Here is a 23,728-nt window from a genome sequence, read left to right on the forward strand (position 1 = left end):
GATTGCGGCGGCGTTTGCGTAGATGAAGAAGTCGTACCATTCGACTGCGGTGCCGACGAGCGTGCCGAGGGCGACGCGGCGGTCTTCCTTCTTCTTCGTTGAGAGGACGAGTTCCTCCCCGCGGTCGTACTCGGTTGTTTCAGTTGTCATTAGATTTGTTCTCCAAGCTTGAAGCCCTTCTCGTCGTCGCCCTTGCGGGTGTACGAGAAGCCATCGGCGCCGATGGTGACGTCGATTTCCTTAGCATCCGTGCGCTCAACCAGCGGCTGCAGGTTGCCATCGAGGTCGAGGACCCGCGATGCGTCGGTGTACCACGACGGAACGACGGGGGTACCCCACCAGTCACGACGCTGGTTATCGTGGACGTCCCAGGTGACAACAGGGTTGTCCGGGTCGCCGGTCCAGTAATCCTGGGTGTAGATCTCAACGCGGTGACCATCCGGGTCACGCAGGTAGAGGTAGAAAGCGTTCGAGACGCCGTGGCGGCCGGGGCCGCGCTCAATCTGGTCGGACATGCGCAGAGCGCCGAGCTTGTCACAGATCGCGAGGATGTTGTGCTTCTCGTGGGTTGCGAATGCGATGTGGTGCATGCGCGGGCCATCGCCACCGGTCATTGCGGTGTCATGGACGGTCGGCTTACGGCGGACCCATGCCGCGTAGGTCGTGCCCTCGTCATCCTTGATGTCTTCCGTGACGCGGAAGCCGAGGTTCTCCATGTACTTGATGGCGTTCGGAACGTCCGGGGTGACCTGGTTGAAGTGGTCGAGACGAACGAGCTCGCCCGGAGCCTGACGGTCGTATGCCCAGGCGAGGCGCTCCACGTGGTCAACCTCGAAGAAGAACTCGTAAGGGAAGCCGAGCGGGTCAACGACGCGAACCGCATTGCGGACGCCGTCGACGAAGTCGCCGCGGCGAACCTCGCAGCCAAGCTCCTCGTAGAAGGCGGCTGCCTTTTCGACCTCGTCCTGGCTACGCACGCGGAACGCGAAGGCTGCGACTGCCGCCTCCGGGCCCTTGCGGAGCACGAGGTTGTGGTGGATGAACTCTTCTGCGGAGCGCAGGTAGATCGCATCCTCAGTTTCCTTGGTCACGACGAGGTTGAGGACGTCCACGTAGAAGTTACGCGACTTTTCCAGATCGGTGACGACGAGCTCCATGTATGCACAACGCAGAATATCCGGCGCCGGTGCTTCGGGACGCTTGGTGTAGTCAGACATGCTCAGTCTCCTTTGGCTGATTGCCTCTCCATTGAGGGTTGGCTGATTGTTGATGTTTCTTTTTACTGTGGGTCGTGGGCGCGCGATCACGGTTGCCGCCACCGCGCGCCCAAAGTGTTAGGCGCTCGGACCGCCGAGGCCAAGATCGTTCTCCGCGTATCCGGTGGCACCGAATCGCGTGGTGTGCACGTCGCCGAGGGTGACGTGGATCGACTGCTGCACGGAGTAGAAGTCGAGCGAGCGGTAACCGCCCTCGTGGCCCAGACCCGAGCCCTTCACGCCACCGAACGGGGTGCGAAGGTCGCGCACGTTGTGCGAGTTGATCCAGACCATGCCCGATTCGATCTGGTGCGAAACGTTGTGGGCGCGAGCGATGTCGTTCGTCCACACGTAGGCAGCCAGGCCGTATTCGACGTCGTTGGCCAGCTCGATCGCCTCTTCTTCCGTATCGAACGGCGTGATGGCGACGACGGGGCCGAAGATTTCCTCCTGGAAGATGCGCGCGTTCGAGGGGACATCCGCAAAGACGGTGGCCTCCACGTAGTTGCCCTCGGGCAGGTGGTCCGGGCGGTTGCCTCCGGCGACGAGCCGTGCTTCTTCCTTGCCGATCTCGATGTAGGAGGTGACCTTCTCGTAGTGCTCGGGGTGCACCAGCGCGGCGATCTCCGACTTCTCGTCCGACGGCGGGCCAACAAGAACCTTCTTGGCGCGCTCGGCGTAGGCCTCCACGAACTTGTCGTAGATCGAGCGCTGGACGAGCAGGCGCGAGGACGCGGTGCAGCGCTCGCCGTTCAGCGAGAACACGCCAAAGAGCGTGGAGTCGAGGGCCTTTTCGAAGTCCGCATCTTCGAAGATGATTGCCGGGGACTTGCCGCCGAGCTCGAGCGAGAGGTGCTTCATGTAGGGCGCCGAGCGCTCGAAGATCTTCTTGCCGGTGGCAAGCGATCCGGTGAAGGACACGAGCGGAGCATCCGGGTGGGTGACCAGCTTGTCGCCGGTCATGCCATCGCCGTAGACGATGTTGAACACGCCCTTGGGAACGCCTGCGCGTTCCATGATGCCCGGCCACAGCGAGGCCGAGACCGGCGTGAACTCGGCCGGCTTGAGCACCACGGTGGCGCCCGATGCGAGAGCCGGTGCGAGCTTCCACGATTCCTGCATGAACGGGGTGTTCCACGGGGTGATGAGGATGGCGACGCCGTGCGGCTTGCGGTTGACGTAGTTGATCTGACGGCCCGGCATCGAGAACGCGTTGTCTTCGTTAGCAACGATGAGGTCAGCGAAGAACCGGAAGTTCTCTGCTGCGCGGTTCGCCTGGCCACGGGCCTGACGGATCGGCAGACCGGAGTCGAACGACTCGATCTCTGCGAGCTCGTCGTTCATCTTCTCGACCTCGTCCGCGATTGCGTTGAGGATGCGCCAGCGAGCGCGCGGGAGCATGTTGGCCCACGAACCCTCATCGAACGCTGCCTTGGCTGCTGCAACCGCGGCGTCTGCCTCTTCCTGACCGCCGAGCGGAGCGGTCATGTAGTTTTCGTTGGTGGTCGGCTCGAGGATGTCGAACGTTTCGCCCGAGACCGAGTCGACGAGCTCACCGTTGATGTAGTGCTTAATTTCTTCGGGAATTCCTGCTGGCTTATTAACCATGATGTCCTCTTTCAAACGTGTTCTGTCTTATCTCGACGCCGCTCGCCGGGCCAGGGTATGTGCACCGGCGCGCGTCGTTACTTCGTTGCGAGCCACTCGTTGTAGCGCTCGCGCCACTGCGCGTTGAGTGGGTAGAGGCCGTCAACGGATTCGCCGTTGGCGACCATCTGTGCGATGAAGTCTTCTTCCGATTCCTGCTGCTCCGAATCGGCAACGAGCTCCTCGACCATGTGCGGCGGGATGACGATCGCGCCGTCGTCGTCGCCCACAATGACGTCGCCGGGCTGGACGGCCACGCCGCCGCAGGTGATCGTCACGTCGGTGTCCCACGGGATGTGGACGCGGCCGAGGACCGAGGGGTGGGCGCCCTGTGCGAAGACGGGCAGGCCGACCTCTTCGACCGGGGCCCAGTCGCGCACCGCGCCGTCGGTGATGATGCCGGCAGCGCCGCGCACCTTGGCGCGCAGGGCGAGGATGTCGCCGAGCGTGCCTGCGTGCTCGTAGCCGCGGGCCTCCATTACGAGGACCTCGCCGGGGTTGACGGTGTCGATCGCGCGCTTTTGCGCGTTGTATCCGCCGCCGTGCTTCTTGAACAGATCCGGGCGGTGGCCGACGTAGCGCAGGGTGCGCGCGCGGCCGACGAGCTTGGTGCCGGGAACCTGCGGGCGAACGCCGTCGATCGAGACGTTCGGGTAGCCCTTCTGGCGCATCTGCGAGGAGAGCGTTGCGAGCGCGAGGTTGGAGATCCGCTCGCGCAGCTCGTCGGTCAGCTCGAACTCCGGCTCGAGGCCGGCCTCTTCGCGCGAGCCCCACGCGTCAATCTTCTGCTTCTCGTCAGCCTTGGGGGCCGATCCGATGTCTGCCACGGGATCGCCGGCCACGACCGTCGTCGTCAATTCACCGGAGGTGATCGACGGATCGGTCTCCGAGTACACCTCGACCGTTACCGACTGGCCCGGCTGCAGGACCGAGGAGCCCGAGGGGGTGCCCGTCAAGATGACGTCGCCCGGCTCGAGGGTCATGAAGCGCGAGAGATCCGCAATGAAGTGCGCGAAGGAGAACAGGAGGGTCGACGACGAGTCGTCCTGGACGACCTCGCCATCCACGGTGGCCTTGACGCGCAGGGCGTCGGGCGAAATCTGGTCGGCCGGGATGAGGCTCGGGCCGATCGGGGTCATGCCATCGCCCGACTTCGAGCGGACGTTGGAGCCCTTGTCTGCGGCGCGGAAGTCGAGAAGGCCCATGTCATTGGAGGCGGTCACATGACTGACGTAGCTCCACGCGTCCTCTTCCGAGACGTTGCGCGCTTCCTTACCGATAACGACGGCGATCTCCGCCTCGAACACCAACAGCTCGGTGTTGTCTGGGCGGGTCACCTCTCCCGGGCCGGTCAGCGACGAGGATGCCTTCATGAAGTAGGAGGCCTCAGCTGGGATGCGACCGCGTTGCTTCGCGCGTGATGGGTAGGACAGGTGAACGGCAATAATCTTGCCGACCTCATGACCGAGGGTTTGCGAAACGATGTTCTGGCTCAAAGCCCGCTCCTTTGCACGCCTGTGGTTGTATGGTCGAACCACGTCTCATTTTCACGATTTCCCTGTTGGGGGTTGCGCCCCGCTCGGGTGGATCGTATATGATCTTGTATATGATCTTCGTTGCAAATCGCTTCGATGTCAAGGGGTTTTCGCAAATTGGTGTGAATTGCTCGTAAAACAGCAGGTAGACGGCTCAAATTGCTTAAACTCAAAAATGAATACCGCTAGACAACGCCCCGATCGCACACTGCCGTGCGTCGCAGCGGAAAGGCTAACAAGTGAACGATTCACGAATTGCAGACCTTCTCGAGAGGATTCCCACCGGAGTCTTCATCAACGGCGAGTTCACCGAGTCCTCCTCCGGTAACCGCTTTGACGTCCGAAACCCCGCCACCGGAGAGGTTCTCATCACCGTTGCGGATTCGACGCCGGAAGATGCGGCACGCGCCATGGACCTTGCTGCCGAGGCGCAGTGGGACTGGGCAGTCACCGCTCCCCGCGAGCGCGCCGAGATCCTGCGCCGCGCTTTCGAGCTGGCCACCGGCAAGTACAAGGACGACCTCGCGACCGTCATGACCCTGGAGATGGGCAAGCCCCTCGACCAGGCCTACGGCGAAGTCACCTACGGCGCCGAGTTCTTGCGCTGGTTCTCCGAGGAAGCCGCCCGCATTCGCGGCGATTACTTCCGCGTTCCGGAGGGCCACCTCCAGGCCGTCGTCGTTCGCCGCCCGGTGGGCCCGTGCCTGTTCATCACGCCGTGGAACTTCCCGCTCGCCATGGCCACCCGCAAGGCCGGCCCGGCATTTGCGGCCGGCAACGTGGCAATTCTTCGCCCCTCGCAGGAGACCCCGCTGACGGCGCTCCTGTTCGCCCAGATCATGAACGAGGCCGGCCTGCCCAAGGGCGTCCTCGCCGTGCTGCCGTCCAAGAGCTCGCGCCCGATCACCGGCCCGCTCATCCAGGATCCGCGCATGCGCAAGATCTCCTTCACCGGCTCAACCCAGGTGGGCAAGGCGCTCCTGAAGGAAGCAGCCGAGAACGTCCTGCGCACCTCCATGGAGCTCGGCGGCAACGCGCCGTTCATCGTGTTCGAAGACGCGGACATCGACAAGGCCGTGGAGGCCGCCGTCGCCACAAAGATGCGCAACATGGGCGAGGCCTGCAACGCAGCCGACCACTTCTTCGTGCACACCGACGTCTACGACGAGTTCACCGAGAAGTTCGCCGCCCACATCGCCGGCCAGAAGGTCGGCGACGGCCTCGACGAGTCCACCGACGTCGGACCGCTCGTGTCCGAAAAGCAGCTCGCCGACGTGTCCGCCATGATCGACCGCGCCGTCGAAGCCGGCGCCAAGATCGCCGCCGGCGGCGGCAAGCCGTTCAACACCGGCTACTTCCTCGAGCCCACCGTGCTCGTGGATGTGGACCCGGAGTCGGACATCGTCAAGGACGAGATCTTCGGCCCGGTCGCCCCGGTTATCCGTTTCGACGACGAGGCCGAGCTCATCAAGACCATCAACAAGGACTCGGTTGGCCTCGGTGGATACTTCCACACGAAGGACATGAACCGCGTCATGCGTCTGGCTGAGCGCCTCGAGATCGGCATGCTCGGCGTTAACTCCGCGACCATCTCCAATGCGTCAGCGCCGTTTGGCGGCATGAAGCACTCGGGCATGGGCCGCGAAGGCGGCAAGGAAGGCATCGAGGACTACCTGCAGACCGTGTACGTCGGAATGCCCGCTGCCGACTTCTTCTAAGTTGTAGGGGTAAGAGGGGCCCGGGCTTGGAACTCTAGCGTTTACGTTCTTGCGCCCGGGCCCCTCCTACCCGCCTAGATAGTCCTCGCGTTCTTGCGCCCGGACCCCTCTTTCCCGCTTAGATAGTCCTCGCGTTGGGGTTAGTTTTCAAAGGTCGCGGCGATGTCCGGGTTGGCCTCGATGTAGGCCTCGAGCACGTCCTTGGCGACGTCGATCGAGTCGACGAGCGGGTGGTGGGCAAGCGCCTTCCACGCGATCGTCTTATCACCCGCGAGCGCCGCGTCGATGACGAGCTCCTCGCACGCCTTGACCGAGGTGATGAGGCCGAGCTGCGGGCCGGTGACCGGGCCGGGGCGGCGCGGGTGAATGCCCTGCGCGTCCACCGTGCACGGCACCTCCACGATCGCGTCCTCGCGAAGCTCAGGTACGAGCAGGCCGTTGCTCTCGAAGTCGTCGGCGTCCGCGTTGCCCACGCCGAGGATCATCTGGAAGTTGGACGGGTTGCCGTTGGTCAGGCCGTCTATGAGCTCGAGCGCCACGCGCTGGTAGCCGCCGGTATCGACGTCGGCGAGAGGGCGCTCCTCGCCCTCCTCGCGAGCCTCCGCCATGTAGGTGGCGTTGCGCTCGGAATCGGTGCGCTGCCACAGGATTCCGGCGTTCTCGGGGTCGGCAGCCGCGCCCTCGTAGAACGCGCCCTGCTGGCGCACGAGGAACTCCCCGCGCGTTTCGCCCTGCATCAGGTGCTCCACGACCTCGCGGTTCTTGTAGTAGTAGTACAGGTACTCGTTGGGCATCACGCCAAGCGCGCGGATCCAGTTCGCTCCGATTTCCTTCGCCTCTTCCATCTGGGGAAGCAGGTCGTCGTCGGCGAGGAGCTTCGGGAGGTGGTCGACGCCGTCCACCGTCATCGTGCGCAGCCAGCCCAGGTGGTTGAGGCCCACGTAGTCGAAGTCCACGGCCTCCTCGTCGAGGTTCATGAGGTGCATCGCGCGGCGGACCATCCCGATCGGTGTATCGCAAATGCTCACGACCTTGGGGAAGACGCGGCGCATCGCCTGCGTGATGATGCCAGCCGGGTTGGTGAAGTTCATGATCCACGCCTCGGGCGCCAGATCGCGCACCGCCTCGGCGAGCCGCATGGCCTCCGGGATCTGTCGGAAGGCGTACGCGTAGCCGGCGATGCCCACGGTCTCCTGACCGAGAACGCCGCGGTTGAGCGCCTCGCGTTCGTCGATCACGCGCCCGCACGCGCCCGAGACGCGCATCGCCGAGAACACGTAATCCGTGCCGCGCACGGCGTCCTCGAGCGAGGTCGTCGTGGTGATCGTGCCAATCGCCGCCGTGAGTCCAAGCTGGTCGAGGACGTTCTTCATGGTCGCTAGCCGCTCGGGGTCGACGTCGTAGAGGACGAGCTCGTCAAGCCGCACCCGCGAGCCTTCCTGAAACACCGAAGCCATGTGGGGAACGCGGAAGCCACCGCCGCCAATCAGAGTAAGTTTCATTGCGCCTTCTCGTGGGTATCGCTTGCCCTCCAAGACTACGGGCGCCGGCCAGAGCGTTCAACGCACCCGCGCATGAGCGGCTCGGTATGCTGGGCGCATGAAGCACGCACACGTGGTCACAGCAGGGCCGCTGTTCTTGGACATCATCAGCTACGGCCTCGCGCACGCACCCGTGCCCGGGGAGGAGCAGTGGGTCGACGGCGGCGACATCATGGCTGGCGGGGTTGCCAATCAAGCGGTGGCGTGCGCGCGCCTCGGGCTCGACGTCAACGTGCTGACCTCCTTCGGCCGCGACCGCGCCGGGGCGTGGGTGCGCGAACTGCTGGACGAGGAGAACATTCGCTTTGACGGGTCGACGACGGTGGAGCGGCAAGCCGTGACCATCGCGCAGAGCTTCGACGGCGACCGAGCATTTACCACGTGGGGCGACGATTCCGCGCCACTACCGCCGGCGGACATGCCCGCGCCCGACTACTTCCTAGCCTCCGTCCCCTACATTCCGAAGGCCATCGAGACCGTGCGCAGGTGGCGCGAGGCCGGCACCACCGTGATCGTCGATTCGTGCTGGGATCCCTCCAAGCAGTGGAACGCGGCGAACATGGATCCGATCGCGCAGGCCGATATCTTCGTGCCCAACGAGGTCGAGTGCCTGAAGTACACGCGGGAGGACTGCTGCTTTAAAGGCGCGGCGCGATTCTTAGATAAGGTGCCAGCGCTCATCGTGACGCTGGGTGGCAAGGGCGCGCTCGTTGCCGAACGCGGCGAGGGAACCACGGACGGGAGCGCCCCGGTCTACACCGAGTTGCCCGCGATTTCGGCGACGGCCCTTGATACCACGGGCGCCGGCGACTCCTTCACTGCCGGGCTTGTGCGCGGGCTTGCGGCTGGCGCCTCGCTCGCGGAAGCAGCCGTGCTCGGGCAGGTCACGGCCGCGTGGACCGTGGAGCGCCCGGGCGGTTCGGCCGCTGCGCCCACCGAACGCCAGCTGCTCGGCTGGGCAGATTCTGGCGAGCTTCGCTGGGCGGAGACCGATGTCCGTGCGGTTCCCGATCCTGCCGCCCTCGTGCGTCGACTCCTCGCGGATCAGTCGTAGATCGCCTTCTGGATCTCCTCGTCCTGCCAGTTCGTGGCGTCGTACCAGTAGAAGCCGGAATCGATAACGGGTTCCACGTCCTCGCCCTGCGCCGCCCGCACCGCGGTCTCCACCGCGATGTAGCCCATGAGGTACGGGTTTTGCGTGACGGACCCGGCCATGACGCCCTCGCGGATCAACTGCACCTGCACGGCGCCCGAGTCGAATCCGATCACGTGAAGATCGGCGCCTGAGCGCCGGGCGGTCTGCGCTGCGGCAACCGCGCCGTCGTCGTCGGTGGCGAAAATTCCGCTCAAGTTCGGGTGAGCCTGGATGATTGCCGAGGCTTGCTGCTCGGCCTTGGCTTGGTCGGAGTCGTTGTACTGCACGTCCACGACCTTGAGGTTCGGCGCGTTTTCCTCGAGGTAGTCGATGAAGCCGTCGCGGCGGTCGATGCCCGTGACGGACGTTGAGGACTGCGCCAAGATCGCAACTTCGCCCTCCCCGCCGGTGAGCTCGACCATGTGTTCGGCGGCGGCCGCCGCGGCCGCGCGGTTGTTCGTTGCCACGGTGGACACCGGGATATCCGAATTAGGCACGCCCGAATCGAAGGCGACCACCGGGATGCCCGACTCTTCGAACTGCTCGAGCGCGATCACGGACGCCGAGGAATCCAGCGCCGCGAACACGAACGCGTCAGGGTGCATGACGTGCGCGAGGTTGATCTGATCCACCTGGCGCACGACGTCCGATTCCGTATCCGGCCCGTTAAACGTCACGTTCACGCCGAGGTCCTCGCCCGCGTCGAAGGCGCCTTCTTTCACGGCGGCCCAGAACGGGCTGGCATACCCTTTCGCGACGACGGCGATGTCCAGCTTGCCGTCCTCGTTCGTCACGCGCTCGCCCAAGCCGGAACAGCCCGTGGCGATCAGCATGAGCGCTGCGATGAGCGCGATTGCCCGAGCGCGCCTCATGCGCTGGCCTTGTTCGGGCGTCGCACGTCCAGATAGACGGCGATGAGCACAACCACACCGAGCAGGATCTTCTGGTTTTGATCCGAGACGCCCATGTGAACGGCGCCGTTGCGGATGGTGGCGATGAGGATTGCGCCGACCACGGAGCCGAACACCGATGCCTTGCCACCGCGCAGCGACGCGCCACCCAGCACGGCCGCCGCGATCGCGTACATCTCGTACGACTGGCCAACGTCCGGCTTACCGGAGGCCAACCTGGAGGCCATGAGCACGCCGGCCAGGCCGGTGAACACGCCCGCGAGCGCATACACCCGCCACTTCCAGCGCTGCACGTTCACGCCCGAGAGGCGCGTGGCCTCCTCGTTCGAGCCCATCGCGAGCGCGTAGCGCCCGATCAGCGTGTGCTTGAGCAGGAAGTGCGCGAAGATCGCCGCCACGATGCACAGGTAGATCGCGTTGGTCAGCCCGAACGTCTTCCCGTTGCCGAGCTCGAGGAACGCGCGATAGTCATTGAGCGGGATCGAGGACGTGCCGGTAATCGACAGCGCCGCGCCCCACGCCACGAGCATCATCGCGAGGGTGGCCACCATCGGCTGCATGTTGAGCTTAGCCACGAGGAAGCCGTTGACCGCGCCGAGCGCCAGGCCCGCGAGGACTCCGGCGATCACTCCGGCCACGATCGCGAGCCACATCGGCCCGCCGACGTTGGTCATCACCAGCGCCGTCATCACTCCCGTGAACGCCATACCGAACCCGGGAGTCAGGTCGATGCCGCCCGTCGCGATGACGAACGTCAGCCCGAGCGCGAGCAGGATGTAGACCGAGGCGTCGAGCAGCAGCGCCGAGATGTTTCCAAGGTCAAGGAAGTACGGGCTGAGCAGCGAGAAGATGACGATCAGCACAAGCTCGGAGACGAGGATGAGCACCTGCGCCGGGTGGCGCTCGTACATCCTCTGCACCCACCCAACGGGCCCACTGCGCTTCGCCTCAACCTTGGGCTCTGCTTCCTCGCGCGTGGCGACCACGGCGCGATCTGGATCAATCGGATTCATTTTTCCCTCAACTCTGGCGCACGACGTCAAAGCGCGTCGCCAAATCCATAATGTTTTCCGAGGTGGCCTCGGCGTTGGTTAGTACGCCAGTCAGGACTCCCTGACACATGACGCCGATGCGGTGGCACACCCGAAGGAGCTCCGCTATTTCGGAGGAGATCACGATGATCGTCTTGCCCGCCGCAGCGAGCTCCTCCATCAGGTGATAGATCTCGTCCTTGGCGCCCACGTCGACGCCCCGGGTCGGCTCGTCAAAGATGAGGACGTCGCAGTCGCGCGCCACCCATTTCGCAATGACGACCTTCTGCTGGTTTCCGCCCGAGAGGTTCTTCGCCTGTTGGTCCACCGACGGCGTGACGATCCCGAGCTTGTACACCGACTCATCGGCGATCTCTTCCGCCTCGTCGTCGTCGACCACTCCCCCCGCGTTGGCCCACAGCGCCAGCGACGGTAGCGCGACGTTCTGCGTGATCGACTGCTCGAGCAGCAGCCCGTCGTGCTTGCGGTCTTCCGAGAGATAGCCGATGCCGGCCAGCGCCGCCTCTTCCACGGTGCGCGTGCGCACCTGTTGTCCACCGACGACGACGGTGCCGGACTCTTTCGGATCCGCGCCGACGATCGCCCGTGCGGCTTCCGTGCGGCCGGCGCCGACGAGCCCGCCGAGGCCGAATATCTCGCCTTTCTTCACGGCGAACGAGAGGTCCTTGACCATGCCGGCGTTGAGATCGCGAACCTCGAACCCGTACGCCTCCTCGGGCGTGGATTCGGGCCGATGCGAGGTGTCGATCGCGCGGCCGACCATGAGTGAGATCATGTCATCGCGGCTCAGGTCTTCTGCTGGGTGAGTGGAGACGTTCTTGCCGTCGCGAAGGACGGATACGTGCGTGCACAGCTCCTGAATTTCGTCGAGGCGGTGCGAGATGTAGACGACCGCGCGCTCCTGGCCAGGCGCATGATCCCCCGCGATGAATTCGCGCGTGAGGTCGAACAGCTGCTCGACCTCGTGGGACGAGAGCGCGGCGGTGGGCTCGTCCATGATGAGCACGCGGGCGTCCATCGACAGCGCCTTGGCGATCTCCACCATCTGCCGCGCCGCCACGGTCAGTATGCCAAGCGGGGTCGTCGGATCGATGTTCAGGCCAACGCGACGCAGGATCTGCTCGGAGCGCTCGGCCATCGCGGCGTCGTCGATCCGGGCACCCTTGCGCGGCTCGCGGCCGAAGAAAATGTTTTGGGCCACCGTGAGGTCGGGGATGAGGTTCAGCTCCTGATGGATAAGCGCAATGCCGGCGCGCTGCGCCTCGAGCGGGCCATCGAAGCGAACTTCGGCGCCATCGAGCAGCACCTCGCCCGAATCCGCGCGGACGATTCCACCGAGGATCTTCATGAGCGTGGACTTGCCCGCGCCGTTCTCGCCGACGACGGCGTGGATCTGCCCAGCCTCGAGTTTGAAATCGACGGCGTCGAGTGCCTGAACGCCGGGATAGCGCTTGCTGATCTGGCGAGCCTGAAGAAGCATTTGGTCAGATCCTCTTTTCGTTGGAGGCCTCTCGCCTCGGCCGGGGCGGAGTTATTTTGTTGGTAATTCAACGATTGTCGAGCGCAACGCAAGATTCTCGCGCCGCACATGTTTTAGTATATGTCCGGACATGCGTGATCGGTATACGCTTTGAGGCTCGATCGATAAACTGAGATAGGACACACAGGAGGGTCATGACGAAGAAGTATCAGCCGGACATCGTGCTGGATCGCGAAGCAAGCGCGCCCCTGCACGCCCAGATCTCTGCACCGATCAAGCGCGCGATCGTTGAGGGCGCGCTGCGCCCGGGCACCCGGATCGAGAACGAAATCGCCCTCGCCAAGCGCCTCCAAGTTTCCCGCTTCACCGCCCGCCAGGCCATCCAGACCCTCGTCGAGGCCGGCCTCCTTCAGCGGCGACGCGGGGTGGGCACGGTCGTCGCGCCCCAACCACACCTCCAGCTCATTCAACTCCCCTCTCTTCACGAAGAGATTCAGGAATCCGGGCACGAATCGACCACCGAGATCCTGCAGTACAACCACCGGCGCGCCACGGAGGCCATCGCCAAGCAGCTGGGTATCGAGGCCGAGGCGTCCGTCGTCGAGCTCGAACGCCTGCGCCGGCGCGACGGCGAACCCGTCGCCATCCTCTACAACTGGCTTCCCGCCGCCCTCGCTCCCTCGCGCGAGGAACTCGAGACGTTTGGGCTCTACGAATTGCTGCGGAAGAACGGCGTCGCGCCGACGTCCACCCGCCAATCCGTCGGTGCGGAGCGCCCGGACAAGCGTGAGGCTCGACTCCTCGCGATCTCGATGCGCGATCCGGTGTTGACCATCGACCGCACCGCGTTCGGCGCGGACGGGCGGATCGTCGAGTGGGGCTTTCACATCTATCGCGCGGATATGTACCGCTACCAGTCCACGGTGGTGGCGCAGAGTTAGGCCAGCGCGAGCGCCGCTCCTCCCTCTCCGGGGTGCCATTAGCCCCAGTTGTGCACATGTGGCCGCTATAGGATGAGCCAATAGTTTATGAGGAGGGTCCATGATCATCGGTGTTCCCACAGAGGTCAAGAACAATGAGTACCGCGTTGCCATTACCCCGCTAGGCGTCAACGAGCTGGTGCGGCGCGGCCACGAGGTGCTCGTCCAGGCGGGCGCGGGCGAAGGCTCGTCGATCACGGACGAGGCCTACGGAGACGTCGGCGCGCGCATCGTTCGGGACGCCGCCGATATCTGGGGCGAGGCCGACATGATCCTCAAGGTCAAGGAGCCGCTCCCTCAGGAGTACGAGCTCATGCGCGAGGGCCAGCTCCTGTTCACCTACCTGCACCTGGCCGCCTCCGAGGAGCTCACTCGCGAACTGCTCGAGCGAAAGGTCATCTCCTTCGCCTACGAAACCGTGGAAGCTCCCGACGGCGCGCTGCCCCTGCTCGCCCCGATGTCCGAGGTGGCCGGCCGCCTCGCCGCGCAGATCGCCGCGCACCTCATGCTCAAAGTCGCCGGTGGCCGCGGTATCCTCATGGGCGGAGTTCCGGGAACCCGCCCGGCGAACGTCGTCGTTCTCGGCGGCGGAACCGTGGGCTTCCAGGCGGCACGCATCGCCTCGGCGATGGGCGCGGACGTGACGGTCTACGACGTCGACTTCCGCCGCATGTCCTACATCGACGACATCACGGAAGGCCGCATCCACACCGAATACTCCACGGCGCTGTCCGTGGCCCGCGGGCTCAAGAACGCCGACGCCGTGATCGGATCCGTCCTCATCCCCGGCACCCGCACACCCCAGCTCGTGACGAACGAGATGATCACGGACATGAAGCCGGGATCGGTGCTCGTGGACGTGGCGATCGATCAGGGCGGCTGCTTCGAGGCCTCGCGCCCCACCACGCACGACGATCCGACCTTCGAGTTCGAGGGCTCTCTCTTCTACTGCGTGGGCAACATGCCAGGCTCGGTCCCCTACACCTCCACGTATGCGCTGACGAATGCCACGCTCAAGTACGTCACCCACATCGCGGAGGCGGGATGGGAGCAGGCGATCAAGGATATGCCCGACCTCGCGCAAGGGTTGTCCACCTACGACGGCAAGCTGTACGAACCCGGCGTCGCCGACGCGTTCGGACTCGAACTCTCGTCGCTATAGGTACTCGCTTCGTTATCAGCGTTATTTTTCCCGTTCAGCCCGTCATCTGGCCGGGGGTCACGTACGCTTGATATATGGCTTTAGCGAACCTTGCGCGTAATTTTGAAGACTCTTTGAACCGTCGGAACATCGTCCGACGCCGAAATCAGGGCTGGCTCCCCCGGCTCACCGGGTACACCGGATACGGGTCGATTCACGGTGCCAAAGTGTTGGCGCGCGCGATCATGGCCGACCCGAACGAGGATACGAAGCCTTTCCAATTGCCGTTCCTGCCCACGAACATGCACTCGTTCACCACGCAGGGCATGCGCGATGTTGCCGCGATGGCAAGCGAGCAGGCCGAGCACGCCCAGCGCGGATGGCGCCAGTTCTTTACCACCCAGGTGGGCTTCCTGCCCATCACCGTGACGCTCGGCAACCAGACCATTCACACCCGCACCGACCGATCGGGCTACGTGGATCTGCTCATTGAAAACCACGGGCTCGAGCCCGGGTGGCACGAGGCGACTCTGACGCCGAGCGCGGGCGAGCCCATCACGGCGCCCGTCATGATCGTCTCCCCCACGGCCACGAGCGGTCTCGTCTCCGATATTGACGACACCGTCGTCGTCACCGCCCTTCCGCGCGCGCTCATCGCCGCCTACAACGCCTTCATCCTGCATACGAACATGCGCAAGCCGATCCCCGGCATGGACGCGTTCTACAAGTACCTCCTCGAGCCCACGCCCGATGCGCCGGTGTTCTACCTCTCGACGGGCGCGTGGAACGTCTACTCGTCGATGCTGAAGTTCATCCAGCAAAACGACCTTCCTATCGGCCCGATGCTGATGACGGATTGGGGTCCCACCCCCACCGGCCTGTTCCGCTCGGGCATGGAGCACAAGAAGACCCAGCTGCGGAACTTGCTCATCATGTTCCCCAACATTCAGTGGTATCTCATCGGCGACGACGGTCAGCACGATCCGATCATCTACGACGACCTCGCGCGCGAATACCCGATGCGCGTTCGCGGCATCGGCCTGCGCACACTCGACCCCATTGAGCAGGTGCTCTCGCACGGCACAACCGAGGCGATTCAGGGCTCGCGCCAGGACATCGACATCGAGGACGACGGCGTGCCGATCATCCGCGGGGAGGACGGCTACGAACTCCTGCGCAAGGCGCAACGCTTCGTCGAGATGGCAAGCGCGGCTCGGTCTTAAGTCAGCGCGGTCTCAAGCCAGCTCGCGCCACAAGGCCGGAAGCTCGCGCCACGCGGCCGGGCGCGCCGGTGCCACCGGAACTCAGAAGCCGCGAGGCTGGGAGTTTCGCACGATGCGCTCTCCCATATCCGCAAGATCGGCACCGGTCATGGCGGGCCAGCCGCGAAGGGCATCCTTCCACTTTTCCGGAACCGCGCTCTCGCCCCAGCGCGCGCCAAGCAATGCGCCCGCAATCGCCGCCACGGTATCGGTGTCACCGCCGAGCTTGACGGCCCTGCGCACGCCGTCGTAGACGGCGGCCTCGCCGAAGTAGTCCGTGGTCGCCTTGACCGCGAACCACGCACACTGAAGCGCGGAGACGGTGTAGCCGTTGGTTCTGGGCGTGACGAGGCCGCGATCGGCGTCGTCGATCCATGCCACCCACTTGTCTCGCGAATCCTCGAGGAGGAGGTCGAGGCCGGCTCGCACGTCGAGTACGCCCTCAATCACTGCCACGCGCATCGCCTCCGCCCACAGCACGCACGACTCTTCGACTTCGCGGTCGAAGTGCGTGAGCGATGCGAGATCTTTTGCGGCTTCGGACGTGGCGTCGCGGTCCCAGAGGAAGGAGATGCCCACCGGCGCGATGCGGGCGAGCGCGCCATTGCCGGCGGAGCGATCGGTGCTCGCGCTGAACTCGCGGGCGGCGAGGCGTAGGCGGTCGGAGACGTCGCCGTCCATCTCGGCCGCTCGGCCGATCACGGCGCGGGTCTGAATGCCGATGTCGGATGCGCCGTCGTGCATCCAGTTAATGAAGTTCTGCCCGATCTCATCGTGGGCGGCATCCGACGTGAGCCGGACGCCGGACGCGGCCACCGACGCAATGCAGACGGCCATCTGCGTATCGTCCGACCATTCGCCGGGCGCATACGGACCAAGGCCACCGCCGATCATCTGGGGATCGTCAGTGGCCTTGGCGAATTCGTAGGGCACGCCGAGCGCGTCGCCTGCTGCGGATGCGAGCAGCGCGCCGCGAGCGCGATCAATCATGAGATCTGTGAGCTCAAAGTTTTCCATGGGTACCTCCTGCGAGACACCCTAAGTGTAGCCCCGATCACACCCTCGAATTTAGGGTTTGTGGGTTAGTCTCACTTCTCGGGCGGAACAGGTACCGCTTCGACGCGGATTTCTTCGACGACCACCTCGTCGTCGTTCTTCACCTTGTCCTTCACCGCATCCGTGGCCTCGTGGAACTTGGCCGATGCTGCGCCCTGCGCCTGCTGGAATGTCTCCGCAGCCTGGTTGCGAACCTTCGACCGTCCCTCACGGACCGGATTCGAGCTCCACACCTTCTGGGCGTTGGACTTAATCTGCTCGTAGCGACCGCGACCCGCGCGCGCTCCAAGAACGTAACCGATTGCGCCGATCGACAGCGTCTTCAGGAAACCCATGATCACTCCTTTGATAGATCTGCCCAAGTTTATCGCCTCGTGGCATGCGCCGACCGCCGTATTGGCAAAGTTTGCGCAGCGCTGAATCGATGGGCGCGCTCGGCCGCCGTTAGTCTCCCGCGGGCGCAAGCCGGACGATCAGGCCGCGGTGGTCGGTATCGCCGGACTCAAACTGCATCGCGTCGATGCCTTCGAAGGAGCCGTCGTGGAGTACGCGGTCGATGGGCGTGCCCAGGAGGTTGGGGATTCGGGTGGGCCAGGTGCCGAGCCCGCCGGAGCCGGCCTCGATCGCGCCATCCTTGCACGCCCCGCCCACGACCATCTGATGGTCCACGGTGGAATTGAAGTCGCCCGCAAGGATGAATGGGCCGGAGTCGGAGCACAACGCATAGATCGAGTCGATGTCTGTACGCCAGCGATCGATCCCCTCGAGCGTGGGAGCAAAGGGATGCACGGCGACGATCTTCGGGCCGTGCCCGGTCGCCGAGACCACCGTGACGGAGCTGGGCAGCCCCGCGGCCGAGGGCACTTGAACGTACTCGCCCATCGACGTCGACACCAACACGACAGTCGACTCGAATTCGGTGGCGTACTCGTCCGTCCCGGTGTCGAACTGCTGGAACTGCAGTCCGCGGGTGGCAAGCCTGCCCGTCATTTCCGTTCCACGCGCGGTGGCGGTTTCGGTGAGCACGACGACGTCGACCCCGTTGTTCTGGATCGCGTCGGCGAGCGCCTCCTCGTCGATGCTGCCGCCGAGCGTGTTGTAGGTCAGGACCGTGATGGCGCCGTTGCCGGTGCCCGCGCTGGTAATCCCGCGGTCGGGGCCAAGCTGGGCAGGGTTTTGGATTCCGCGGGCGTAGACCGTGCCGCCGTGGAAGATCGCCATCGCGAGGTAGATCAGCCCAACGGCGAGGGCGATGCGGCCGGCGCCGACGAGCTTGTAGCGAATAAGAGAAAAGAGCAGCAGGAAGAGCGCCGTGGCCATGAATGCGATGAAGAGCCACGGGCGAACCGCAATGAGGTGGGCCATGGGGGTGGACAGCGCGACGTTGTCGAAACCCGGGATGAGGTCAGGGCGGAGCGTCAGCGCACCGGCAATGACCAGCAGCGCTGCCAAGATTCCCCACACGTACTTCATGAACCCTCCCGTTGGACGTGCAACTCTCGGGTGCGTTCCGAGGGGCACACCGACGAGTCTAGCCACCTCGACCGGCTCGAATGGAATCAACCCACTCACGTGGGACACCAGAAGGGCACTGAGCCGAAGCTCTGTGCCCTTCCGTGAGCGTCATCGACGCTCGGGTTTATTGTGCGATTAGCGCTGGACGCGCGCCGAGCCACCTGCAACAACGCGCTCAATTTCCTCAAGCGAGGCCATCGTCGTATCGCCGGGTGTGGTCTGTGCGAGTGCGCCGTGTGCCGCACCGTATTCAACAGCTTCCTGGATCGAATCCTTCTCAAGGATGCCGTAGATCAGGCCGGTCGCGAACGAGTCGCCGCCGCCTACGCGATCCATGATCTCCAAGCCATCGCGCTGGGTAGCCTTCACGAAGCCCTGATCCTTGTGCCATGCCACTGCCGACCAGTTGTTGATCGACGCGGTCACGACCTCACGCATGGTCGTGCCGATCACCTGGAAGTTCGGGAAGTCCGCGCGGGCCTTCTCGATCATCTGGCGGAACGACTCGACCTCGAGGTTGTCCAGGTTGTCGCCCGCACCCTCAATTTCGAAGCCAAGCGAGGCCGTGAAGTCCTCCTCGTTACCGATCATGACGTCAACGTACTGAGCGAGCTCGCGGTTGACGCGGCGGCACTCATCGAGCCCACCGTGCGACTTCCACAGCGACGGACGATAGTTCAGATCGTAAGAAATGATCGTGCCGTGCTTCTTTGCAGCCTGCATTGCGGCCTTCGCCGTCTCCGCCGACTGCGGGGAGAGGGCGGCGTAGATACCGCCGGTGTGCAGCCAGCGCGAACCGTATTCACCAAAGAGCTTGTCCCAATCCACATCCTCGGGCTCCATCTGAGACACCGCGGTGTGCCCGCGATCGGAGGTGCCTACGGCGCCACGGATACCAAAGCCGCGTTCGGTAAAGTTCAGGCCGTTGCGCGCTGCCCCGCCGTAGCCGTCGGATTCAACCCACTTGATCCACTGGGTATCCACGCCACCGGTAAGGATCATGTCCTCCACCAGGCGGCCCACCTCGTCTTTAACAAGGGCGGTCACGATTGCCGAGCGCTTGCCGAAAGCCTTACGCATACCACGAGCTACGTTGTATTCGCCGCCGCCTTCCGACGCGCGGAAGTGCCTGGTGGTCCGGATGCGACCCTCGCCCGGATCCAGGCGAAGCATAACCTCACCCAGCGATACGACGTCGTAGCGAACCTCGTCCGCTGGTCTTAGTTCAATCAAACTCATTTGCGTAGCTCCTTTACTCGCTCCGATGCTTCCTTCGAAAGCTCGGTAATCTTGTCAAAGTCCTTGTTGTTGATGAGATCCCGCTTGATCATCCACGAACCAGATACCGCAGCAATCGCCGGATCGGTGATCCACTCTTCAAGATTGCCGGGGTTCACGCCGCCAGAGGGCACGAACGCCGTGTTCGGGAACGGGCCGCGCAGGGCCTTGACCATCTTGAGTCCGCCGGCTTCGCCGCCCGGGAAGAACTTCACCGCGGTGGCGCCGCGGTTGACTGCCATCATGATTTCGGTGGCGGTCTGAACGCCCGGCAGGTAGGGAATGCCGCGCTCGGTGGCGACGTCGGCCACGCCGTCGTCCCAACCCGGGGAGACGAAGAACTTCGCGCCCTGGTCTGCGGCCCGCTCGGCCTGCTCGCGGTTCAGGACAGTGCCTGCACCGACGACCATGCCCTCCACTGCGGACATTTCCTTGATCGCGTCCGGGCCGGCTTCGGTGCGGAAGGTGACCTCCGCACAGCCGATGCCGCCCGCAACGAGCGCTTCGCCCACGGCAACCGCGTCGGCGGCGTCGTCGATCACGACGACGGGCACAATCGGGTTGTCCTTGAGGAACGGGAGTGCGTCTGGAAGGTTAGCCATTAGTTGCCGGCCTCCTTGCGCTGCTGGTCGATGCCGTCCCAGAGGCCGAGCAGGTACTGGGCGCCGAGTGCGCGGTCGTACAGCGGGTAGCCCGGGCGGCCCTCTTCGCCCCAGATCATGCGGCCGTGGTCTGGGCGCACGTACACATCCGGTGCGTAATCGTAGAGCGCTTCGATGATGGCGGACATGTCGAGGTTGCCGTCCTGTGCCCAGTGAGCTGCTTCCTTGAACTTCTTCGGGCCGAGGTACTTGACGTTGCGCACGTGGGCGGCGGCAATCTTGCCGCGCTTGCCGAACTCGCGGAAGATCGCCGGAACATCGTTATCCGGGTTCGAGCCAAGCGAGCCGGAGCACAGGCACAGCGAGTTCGCATCGGACTCGTTGAGCCCGACGATCGCGTCGATGTCGTCGCGGTTCTTGTATGCGCGCGGGATGCCAAACAGGTCCCATGCCGGATCGTCCGGGTGGCACGCCATCTTGATGCCGACCTTTTCACAGGTGGGCACGATCGCATCGAGGAAGTACTTCCAGTTTTCACGCAGCTTCTCGACCGTCATGTTTTGGTATAGCTCCATGACTTCGTCGAGTCGTGCAAGGCGCTCGGGCTCCCAACCTGGGAGCGTGAGGCCGCCGGAGTCCTCTTCGGTCTTGTTGACGATGTCGCGCGGGGTCATGCCTTCGACCTCGGCGTGATCGTAGTAGAGGCAGGTCGAGCCGTCCTCGTTCACGTGGGCGAGCTCCGTGCGCAGCCAGTCGAACACCGGCATGAAGTTGTACACGACGACCTTGACGCCGAACTCGGCGAGGTTTTCGAGGGTGATCTTGTAGTTCTCGATGTACTCATCACGGGTGTCGAGGCCGAGCTTGATGTCTTCGTGAACGTTGACGGATTCGATGATCTCGCACTCGAGGCCGGCAGCATTGACGCCCTCCACGAGGTCCTTGATCTCATCCTTGTCCCACACTTCGCCCGCTGCCTTGTAGTTCAGCGTGCCCATGATGCCGGTCATGCCCGGGATCTGCTTGATGTACTGGAGTGGGATCGGATCGTGTCCTTCGCCGTACCAGCGGAATGTCATCTTCATGCCATCATCTCCTTGTTGACGGTGTTGCGGACGGCGCCCGGACCGGCCACGAGTTCAGTGAATAGGTGTTCAATCCGCTGGGCGAGCGGGGTGTCGTACAGATTGACACCGAAAATGGCGGGGTTAGACAGGATCGGGCGCAGCACGGCGCTCGCGTCGACCGGCTGGCCCAGCGTGACTCCGGCGAGGCGGCCTTGAAGCTCCTCGAGGAGGGGGTCCGGCGACGGGTCGAAGGGCTTGCCCTCGTCGTCGACGGCGAGAAGGTAACGCATCCAGATCGCGATCGCGAGCGGGATGGCCTTCAGCTCAGTCAGGTCGCGGTCCTGAGCGATGTACTTCTTGATCGTTTCGCCGAAGCGGATGCCGACCTTCTGCGAGGTATCCATGGCGATGCGCGCCGGATCGTCGGGGAGGTAGCGGTTCGGGAAGCGCACGTCGAGGACTTCGTTGAGGAAGTCTTCGGGGTTGACGATGCCCGGATCGACGACGACGGGCAGGCCTTCGTTGCGGCCAAGCTGCTCGACGAAGGCGCGCAGCGCCGGGTCGCGCATCTCAGAGTCGATCGTGGGGAATCCGAGCACGACGCCGGCCGTGGCCAGTGCCGTGTGCAGCGGGTTCAGGCAGGTGGTCACCTTCATGTTCTCGAAGTCGTCTGCGACCTCGCGGGAGGTGACGTTCACGCCGTAGTTTTTGAAGTCCGGCACGTCGCCAACGAGGACGTCCTCGATGATGAGGTACTCGGTGGGCTCGGTGTTGACGAAGCCTGCCACGGGCATGCGGCCGAGGTAGTCGACCTCCATGTCGGTGAAGCCGAGGACCTTGAGCTCCTCGCCAACGGCCACGTTCGGGCGCGGGGTGATCTTGTCGATCACCGTAACGGGGAAGGCGACCTTCTCCTTGTCCGCCACCCATTCGAGTACGGCGGCGTCCAGCTTTCCGCCGTTCACCCAGCCGCGCATGACCTGCAGGACCGAGTCCTTGAGCTTGTCTCCGTTATGGGAGAAGTTGTCGAATGACATGACGTTGATCGGTTCGCCGCCGGCGTCGTAGCGGTGAACGAGCAGGCCGGCGATGTTCGCCATCGTGTTGGCGTGGAACTGGCGCGGATCCGAATCGATGTCGCCCAGAACCTGCTCCGAGAGCTGACCCTGCGAGTCGTGGATTCCGTAGCCCTTCTCGGTGATCGTCATCGAGATCATCGAGACTTTCGGATGCTTGACGACCTCGACGAGGCGGTTGTAGTCCGCACTGCGCGCCCACGCCAGGCCCTCCGAGATGCCCGCAATGACCTTGAGGTCTCGGGTTCCATCGGGGTTCAGGGTGACCGTGAGGGTCATGAGATCGTTTGCTCCGAGCTGCTTATCAAGCTCCTCGGGATTCATGGGGACGACGGCGGTGATCGGCCAGTGCTCGCCGTCGGCGATCATGTCGTGTGCGACTCGCGCGGGGAATGCGCGGAAGATGTTTCCAGGGCCAAGGTGGATCCAGCGGGGATCTTCCTTGCCCTTGGTCTGCATATCGGCGACGTCGAAACTGGGGAGTTCCACCTCCGCTCTCTCAAAATCTGCACGGTTGTCAATTCCGGCAAGTGTCAATTCCATGTAAGCTCTCCATCGAACCGCGTTGTTTTTCTATGGTAAACGCTTGTTTATCTGTGGTGAAAGCATATCCCTTCTCGGGTGCGCTTGTATACCAACATTAGTTGAGTGTGACCGTAACCACAATTGGGCCGATTCCGGCCGGCCTTAAACTCCCGTTTCACAGGGCGAACCACCCTTCGCTATGCTTGGGGGCATGGGAAATCCGAAGCCGCTCGCCAGCGTGAGCCGAGCAATTACGCTGATTGAATACCTTGCCAGCCAAGACCCGCAGGGCACCCCGCTTGGCACCCTCGCGGCCGATCTCGGGATCAACAAGGCGACGGCGTACAACACCCTCGCCACGCTCCGCGAGCACAACTGGGTGGAGCAAGATTCACACACCGGCTACTACCGGCTGGGCGACGGCATCGCGCCCATCGCGCAGTACCGCACCTCCACCCGGCAGTCGATAGAGAACCTGCGCCCCTACCTCGCGCGCATCGGCCACCGTTTCAACGAACTCGTGCACCTAGGCCAGCTCGTCGACACCGACATCGTCTACCTCGACAAGGTTGAGCCCGACCGCGCCATTCGCGTGGTCTCCGCAGTCGGCAAGCGAGCAACGGCCGTCACCACGTCACTTGGCCGCGCGCTGATCGGCTCCTTCGAGAACCGAGATTCCCAGCTCGGCTGGTACTTGGACGCCCCGGAACTCTTGGCATTGCCCGACGCCGATAGGTCGCGGCTTGAGGCCGCCGTCGTCCACAATTTCGCCAACCTTGACGAGCGTGGCTGGACGGAGGAGCTGGAGGAAAACGAGCCGGGCATCGCGTGCGTTGGTGTGCCGCTGGTCGGAGAAAACGGCTCCAACCTCGCAATTTCCATCAGCGCCCCCGCCGAGCGCATGACCCCCGAGTATCGCGCCGAACTCGCGGCGGGCGTGCGCGAGGAGCT

At 64.1% G+C, this 23,728-nt stretch carries 20 protein-coding genes; 6 read left to right on the plus strand and 14 right to left on the minus strand.

What is annotated here, in order from left to right:
• Nucleotides 1-149 precede the first annotated feature (149 nt).
• The 3 genes from hpaD to ACHFFR_RS09265 all read right to left on the minus strand — a co-directional run bounded on the left by hpaD (nt 150) and on the right by ACHFFR_RS09265 (nt 4,399).
• Nucleotides 150-1,217, minus strand: coding sequence for a 3,4-dihydroxyphenylacetate 2,3-dioxygenase (gene hpaD, locus ACHFFR_RS09255; protein WP_394263978.1), 1,068 nt, complete (start codon nt 1,215-1,217; stop codon nt 150-152).
• 117 nt (nt 1,218-1,334) lie between these two features.
• On the minus strand, nt 1,335-2,864 hold the full coding sequence (locus ACHFFR_RS09260) for an aldehyde dehydrogenase (RefSeq protein ID WP_394263979.1): 1,530 nt from the start codon (nt 2,862-2,864) through the stop codon (nt 1,335-1,337).
• Between the two features lie 77 nt (nt 2,865-2,941).
• Nucleotides 2,942-4,399, minus strand: coding sequence for a fumarylacetoacetate hydrolase family protein (locus ACHFFR_RS09265; protein WP_394263980.1), 1,458 nt, complete (start codon nt 4,397-4,399; stop codon nt 2,942-2,944).
• A 278-nt stretch (nt 4,400-4,677) separates the two neighbouring features.
• On the opposite strand from ACHFFR_RS09265, the gene ACHFFR_RS09270 reads away from it, so the two are divergent.
• Nucleotides 4,678-6,156: an NAD-dependent succinate-semialdehyde dehydrogenase gene (locus tag ACHFFR_RS09270; RefSeq protein ID WP_394263981.1), complete on the plus strand. Its 1,479-nt coding sequence runs from the start codon at nt 4,678-4,680 to the stop codon at nt 6,154-6,156.
• A 140-nt stretch (nt 6,157-6,296) separates the two neighbouring features.
• Here the strand turns inward: ACHFFR_RS09270 and ACHFFR_RS09275 are convergent, their stop codons facing one another.
• On the minus strand, nt 6,297-7,658 hold the full coding sequence (locus tag ACHFFR_RS09275; protein WP_394263982.1) for a 6-phospho-beta-glucosidase: 1,362 nt from the start codon (nt 7,656-7,658) through the stop codon (nt 6,297-6,299).
• A gap of 97 nt (nt 7,659-7,755) precedes the next feature.
• Here ACHFFR_RS09275 and ACHFFR_RS09280 point away from each other — a divergent pair, with 97 nt between their 5' ends.
• Complete coding sequence (locus ACHFFR_RS09280) at nt 7,756-8,751, plus strand: carbohydrate kinase family protein (protein ID WP_394263983.1); 996 nt, start codon at nt 7,756-7,758, stop codon at nt 8,749-8,751.
• On the opposite strand, the gene ACHFFR_RS09285 is transcribed toward ACHFFR_RS09280, so the two are convergent.
• The 3 genes from ACHFFR_RS09285 to ACHFFR_RS09295 are packed head-to-tail and all read right to left on the minus strand — an operon-like array spanning nt 8,742 to nt 12,275.
• Nucleotides 8,742-9,704 (minus strand): ABC transporter substrate-binding protein, encoded by a 963-nt coding sequence (locus ACHFFR_RS09285; RefSeq protein ID WP_394263984.1) that lies wholly within the window; start codon nt 9,702-9,704, stop codon nt 8,742-8,744. The genes ACHFFR_RS09280 and ACHFFR_RS09285 overlap by 10 nt on opposite strands.
• Nucleotides 9,701-10,756 (minus strand): ABC transporter permease, encoded by a 1,056-nt coding sequence (locus ACHFFR_RS09290; protein ID WP_394263985.1) that lies wholly within the window; start codon nt 10,754-10,756, stop codon nt 9,701-9,703. Before ACHFFR_RS09290 ends, ACHFFR_RS09285 begins: the two co-directional genes overlap by 4 nt.
• Before the next feature lie 7 nt (nt 10,757-10,763).
• Entirely contained in the window at nt 10,764-12,275 is a 1,512-nt protein-coding gene (locus ACHFFR_RS09295; protein ID WP_394263986.1) for a sugar ABC transporter ATP-binding protein, read from the minus strand.
• Nucleotides 12,276-12,469: 194 nt separating this feature from the next.
• On the opposite strand from ACHFFR_RS09295, the gene ACHFFR_RS09300 reads away from it, so the two are divergent.
• The 3 genes from ACHFFR_RS09300 to ACHFFR_RS09310 all read left to right on the plus strand — a co-directional run bounded on the left by ACHFFR_RS09300 (nt 12,470) and on the right by ACHFFR_RS09310 (nt 15,619).
• Nucleotides 12,470-13,216, plus strand: coding sequence for a GntR family transcriptional regulator (locus ACHFFR_RS09300; protein ID WP_394263987.1), 747 nt, complete (start codon nt 12,470-12,472; stop codon nt 13,214-13,216).
• A gap of 100 nt (nt 13,217-13,316) precedes the next feature.
• On the plus strand, nt 13,317-14,417 hold the full coding sequence (gene ald, locus ACHFFR_RS09305) for an alanine dehydrogenase (RefSeq protein ID WP_394263988.1): 1,101 nt from the start codon (nt 13,317-13,319) through the stop codon (nt 14,415-14,417).
• A 74-nt stretch (nt 14,418-14,491) separates the two neighbouring features.
• Complete coding sequence (locus ACHFFR_RS09310) at nt 14,492-15,619, plus strand: App1 family protein (RefSeq protein ID WP_394263989.1); 1,128 nt, start codon at nt 14,492-14,494, stop codon at nt 15,617-15,619.
• An 81-nt stretch (nt 15,620-15,700) separates the two neighbouring features.
• On the opposite strand, the gene ACHFFR_RS09315 is transcribed toward ACHFFR_RS09310, so the two are convergent.
• The 7 genes from ACHFFR_RS09315 to ACHFFR_RS09345 all read right to left on the minus strand — a co-directional run bounded on the left by ACHFFR_RS09315 (nt 15,701) and on the right by ACHFFR_RS09345 (nt 22,795).
• Entirely contained in the window at nt 15,701-16,675 is a 975-nt protein-coding gene (locus tag ACHFFR_RS09315; protein WP_394263990.1) for an ADP-ribosylglycohydrolase family protein, read from the minus strand.
• 71 nt (nt 16,676-16,746) lie between these two features.
• The gene (locus ACHFFR_RS09320) at nt 16,747-17,049 is read right to left on the minus strand and encodes a hypothetical protein (protein ID WP_394263991.1); all 303 of its coding nucleotides are present in this window, start codon (nt 17,047-17,049) and stop codon (nt 16,747-16,749) included.
• A gap of 109 nt (nt 17,050-17,158) precedes the next feature.
• Nucleotides 17,159-18,187 carry an endonuclease/exonuclease/phosphatase family protein gene (locus ACHFFR_RS09325; protein ID WP_394263992.1) on the minus strand — a complete coding sequence of 343 codons (1,029 nt, stop codon included), beginning with the start codon at nt 18,185-18,187 and terminating at the stop codon, nt 17,159-17,161.
• A gap of 177 nt (nt 18,188-18,364) precedes the next feature.
• Nucleotides 18,365-19,468: a sugar kinase gene (locus ACHFFR_RS09330; RefSeq protein WP_394263993.1), complete on the minus strand. Its 1,104-nt coding sequence runs from the start codon at nt 19,466-19,468 to the stop codon at nt 18,365-18,367.
• Nucleotides 19,465-20,109 (minus strand): bifunctional 4-hydroxy-2-oxoglutarate aldolase/2-dehydro-3-deoxy-phosphogluconate aldolase, encoded by a 645-nt coding sequence (locus ACHFFR_RS09335; protein ID WP_394263994.1) that lies wholly within the window; start codon nt 20,107-20,109, stop codon nt 19,465-19,467. The genes ACHFFR_RS09330 and ACHFFR_RS09335 overlap by 4 nt, the downstream gene beginning before the upstream one ends.
• On the minus strand, nt 20,109-21,194 hold the full coding sequence (locus tag ACHFFR_RS09340) for a mannonate dehydratase (protein ID WP_394263995.1): 1,086 nt from the start codon (nt 21,192-21,194) through the stop codon (nt 20,109-20,111). The genes ACHFFR_RS09335 and ACHFFR_RS09340 overlap by 1 nt, the downstream gene beginning before the upstream one ends.
• Entirely contained in the window at nt 21,191-22,795 is a 1,605-nt protein-coding gene (locus ACHFFR_RS09345; RefSeq protein ID WP_394263996.1) for a mannitol dehydrogenase family protein, read from the minus strand. Before ACHFFR_RS09345 ends, ACHFFR_RS09340 begins: the two co-directional genes overlap by 4 nt.
• A 193-nt stretch (nt 22,796-22,988) precedes the next feature.
• On the opposite strand from ACHFFR_RS09345, the gene ACHFFR_RS09350 reads away from it, so the two are divergent.
• Nucleotides 22,989-23,728 (plus strand): IclR family transcriptional regulator (locus tag ACHFFR_RS09350; RefSeq protein WP_394263997.1); only part of this gene is annotated, 740 nt, incomplete at its 3' end.

This window comes from Trueperella sp., assembly GCF_043424875.1.
GTDB lineage: Bacteria > Actinomycetota > Actinomycetes > Actinomycetales > Actinomycetaceae > Trueperella.

Bases quoted from the DNA above. Each gene is read 5' to 3' on its own strand.
- ACHFFR_RS09345 (WP_394263996.1), bottom strand. From the start codon at position 22,795: ATGGAATTGACACTTGCCGGAATTGACAACCGTGCAGATTTTGAGAGA.
- ACHFFR_RS09335 (WP_394263994.1), bottom strand. From the start codon at position 20,109: ATGGCTAACCTTCCAGACGCACTCCCGTTCCTCAAGGACAACCCGATT.
- ACHFFR_RS09275 (WP_394263982.1), bottom strand. From the start codon at position 7,658: ATGAAACTTACTCTGATTGGCGGCGGTGGCTTCCGCGTTCCCCACATG.
- ACHFFR_RS09280 (WP_394263983.1), top strand. From the start codon at position 7,756: ATGAAGCACGCACACGTGGTCACAGCAGGGCCGCTGTTCTTGGACATC.
- ACHFFR_RS09295 (WP_394263986.1), bottom strand. From the start codon at position 12,275: ATGCTTCTTCAGGCTCGCCAGATCAGCAAGCGCTATCCCGGCGTTCAG.
- ACHFFR_RS09300 (WP_394263987.1), top strand. From the start codon at position 12,470: ATGACGAAGAAGTATCAGCCGGACATCGTGCTGGATCGCGAAGCAAGC.
- ACHFFR_RS09260 (WP_394263979.1), bottom strand. From the start codon at position 2,864: ATGGTTAATAAGCCAGCAGGAATTCCCGAAGAAATTAAGCACTACATC.
- ACHFFR_RS09290 (WP_394263985.1), bottom strand. From the start codon at position 10,756: ATGAATCCGATTGATCCAGATCGCGCCGTGGTCGCCACGCGCGAGGAA.
- hpaD (WP_394263978.1), bottom strand. From the start codon at position 1,217: ATGTCTGACTACACCAAGCGTCCCGAAGCACCGGCGCCGGATATTCTG.
- ACHFFR_RS09310 (WP_394263989.1), top strand. From the start codon at position 14,492: ATGGCTTTAGCGAACCTTGCGCGTAATTTTGAAGACTCTTTGAACCGT.
- ACHFFR_RS09315 (WP_394263990.1), bottom strand. From the start codon at position 16,675: ATGGAAAACTTTGAGCTCACAGATCTCATGATTGATCGCGCTCGCGGC.
- ACHFFR_RS09330 (WP_394263993.1), bottom strand. From the start codon at position 19,468: ATGAGTTTGATTGAACTAAGACCAGCGGACGAGGTTCGCTACGACGTC.
- ACHFFR_RS09320 (WP_394263991.1), bottom strand. From the start codon at position 17,049: ATGGGTTTCCTGAAGACGCTGTCGATCGGCGCAATCGGTTACGTTCTT.
- ald (WP_394263988.1), top strand. From the start codon at position 13,317: ATGATCATCGGTGTTCCCACAGAGGTCAAGAACAATGAGTACCGCGTT.
- ACHFFR_RS09325 (WP_394263992.1), bottom strand. From the start codon at position 18,187: ATGAAGTACGTGTGGGGAATCTTGGCAGCGCTGCTGGTCATTGCCGGT.
- ACHFFR_RS09340 (WP_394263995.1), bottom strand. From the start codon at position 21,194: ATGAAGATGACATTCCGCTGGTACGGCGAAGGACACGATCCGATCCCA.
- ACHFFR_RS09285 (WP_394263984.1), bottom strand. From the start codon at position 9,704: ATGAGGCGCGCTCGGGCAATCGCGCTCATCGCAGCGCTCATGCTGATC.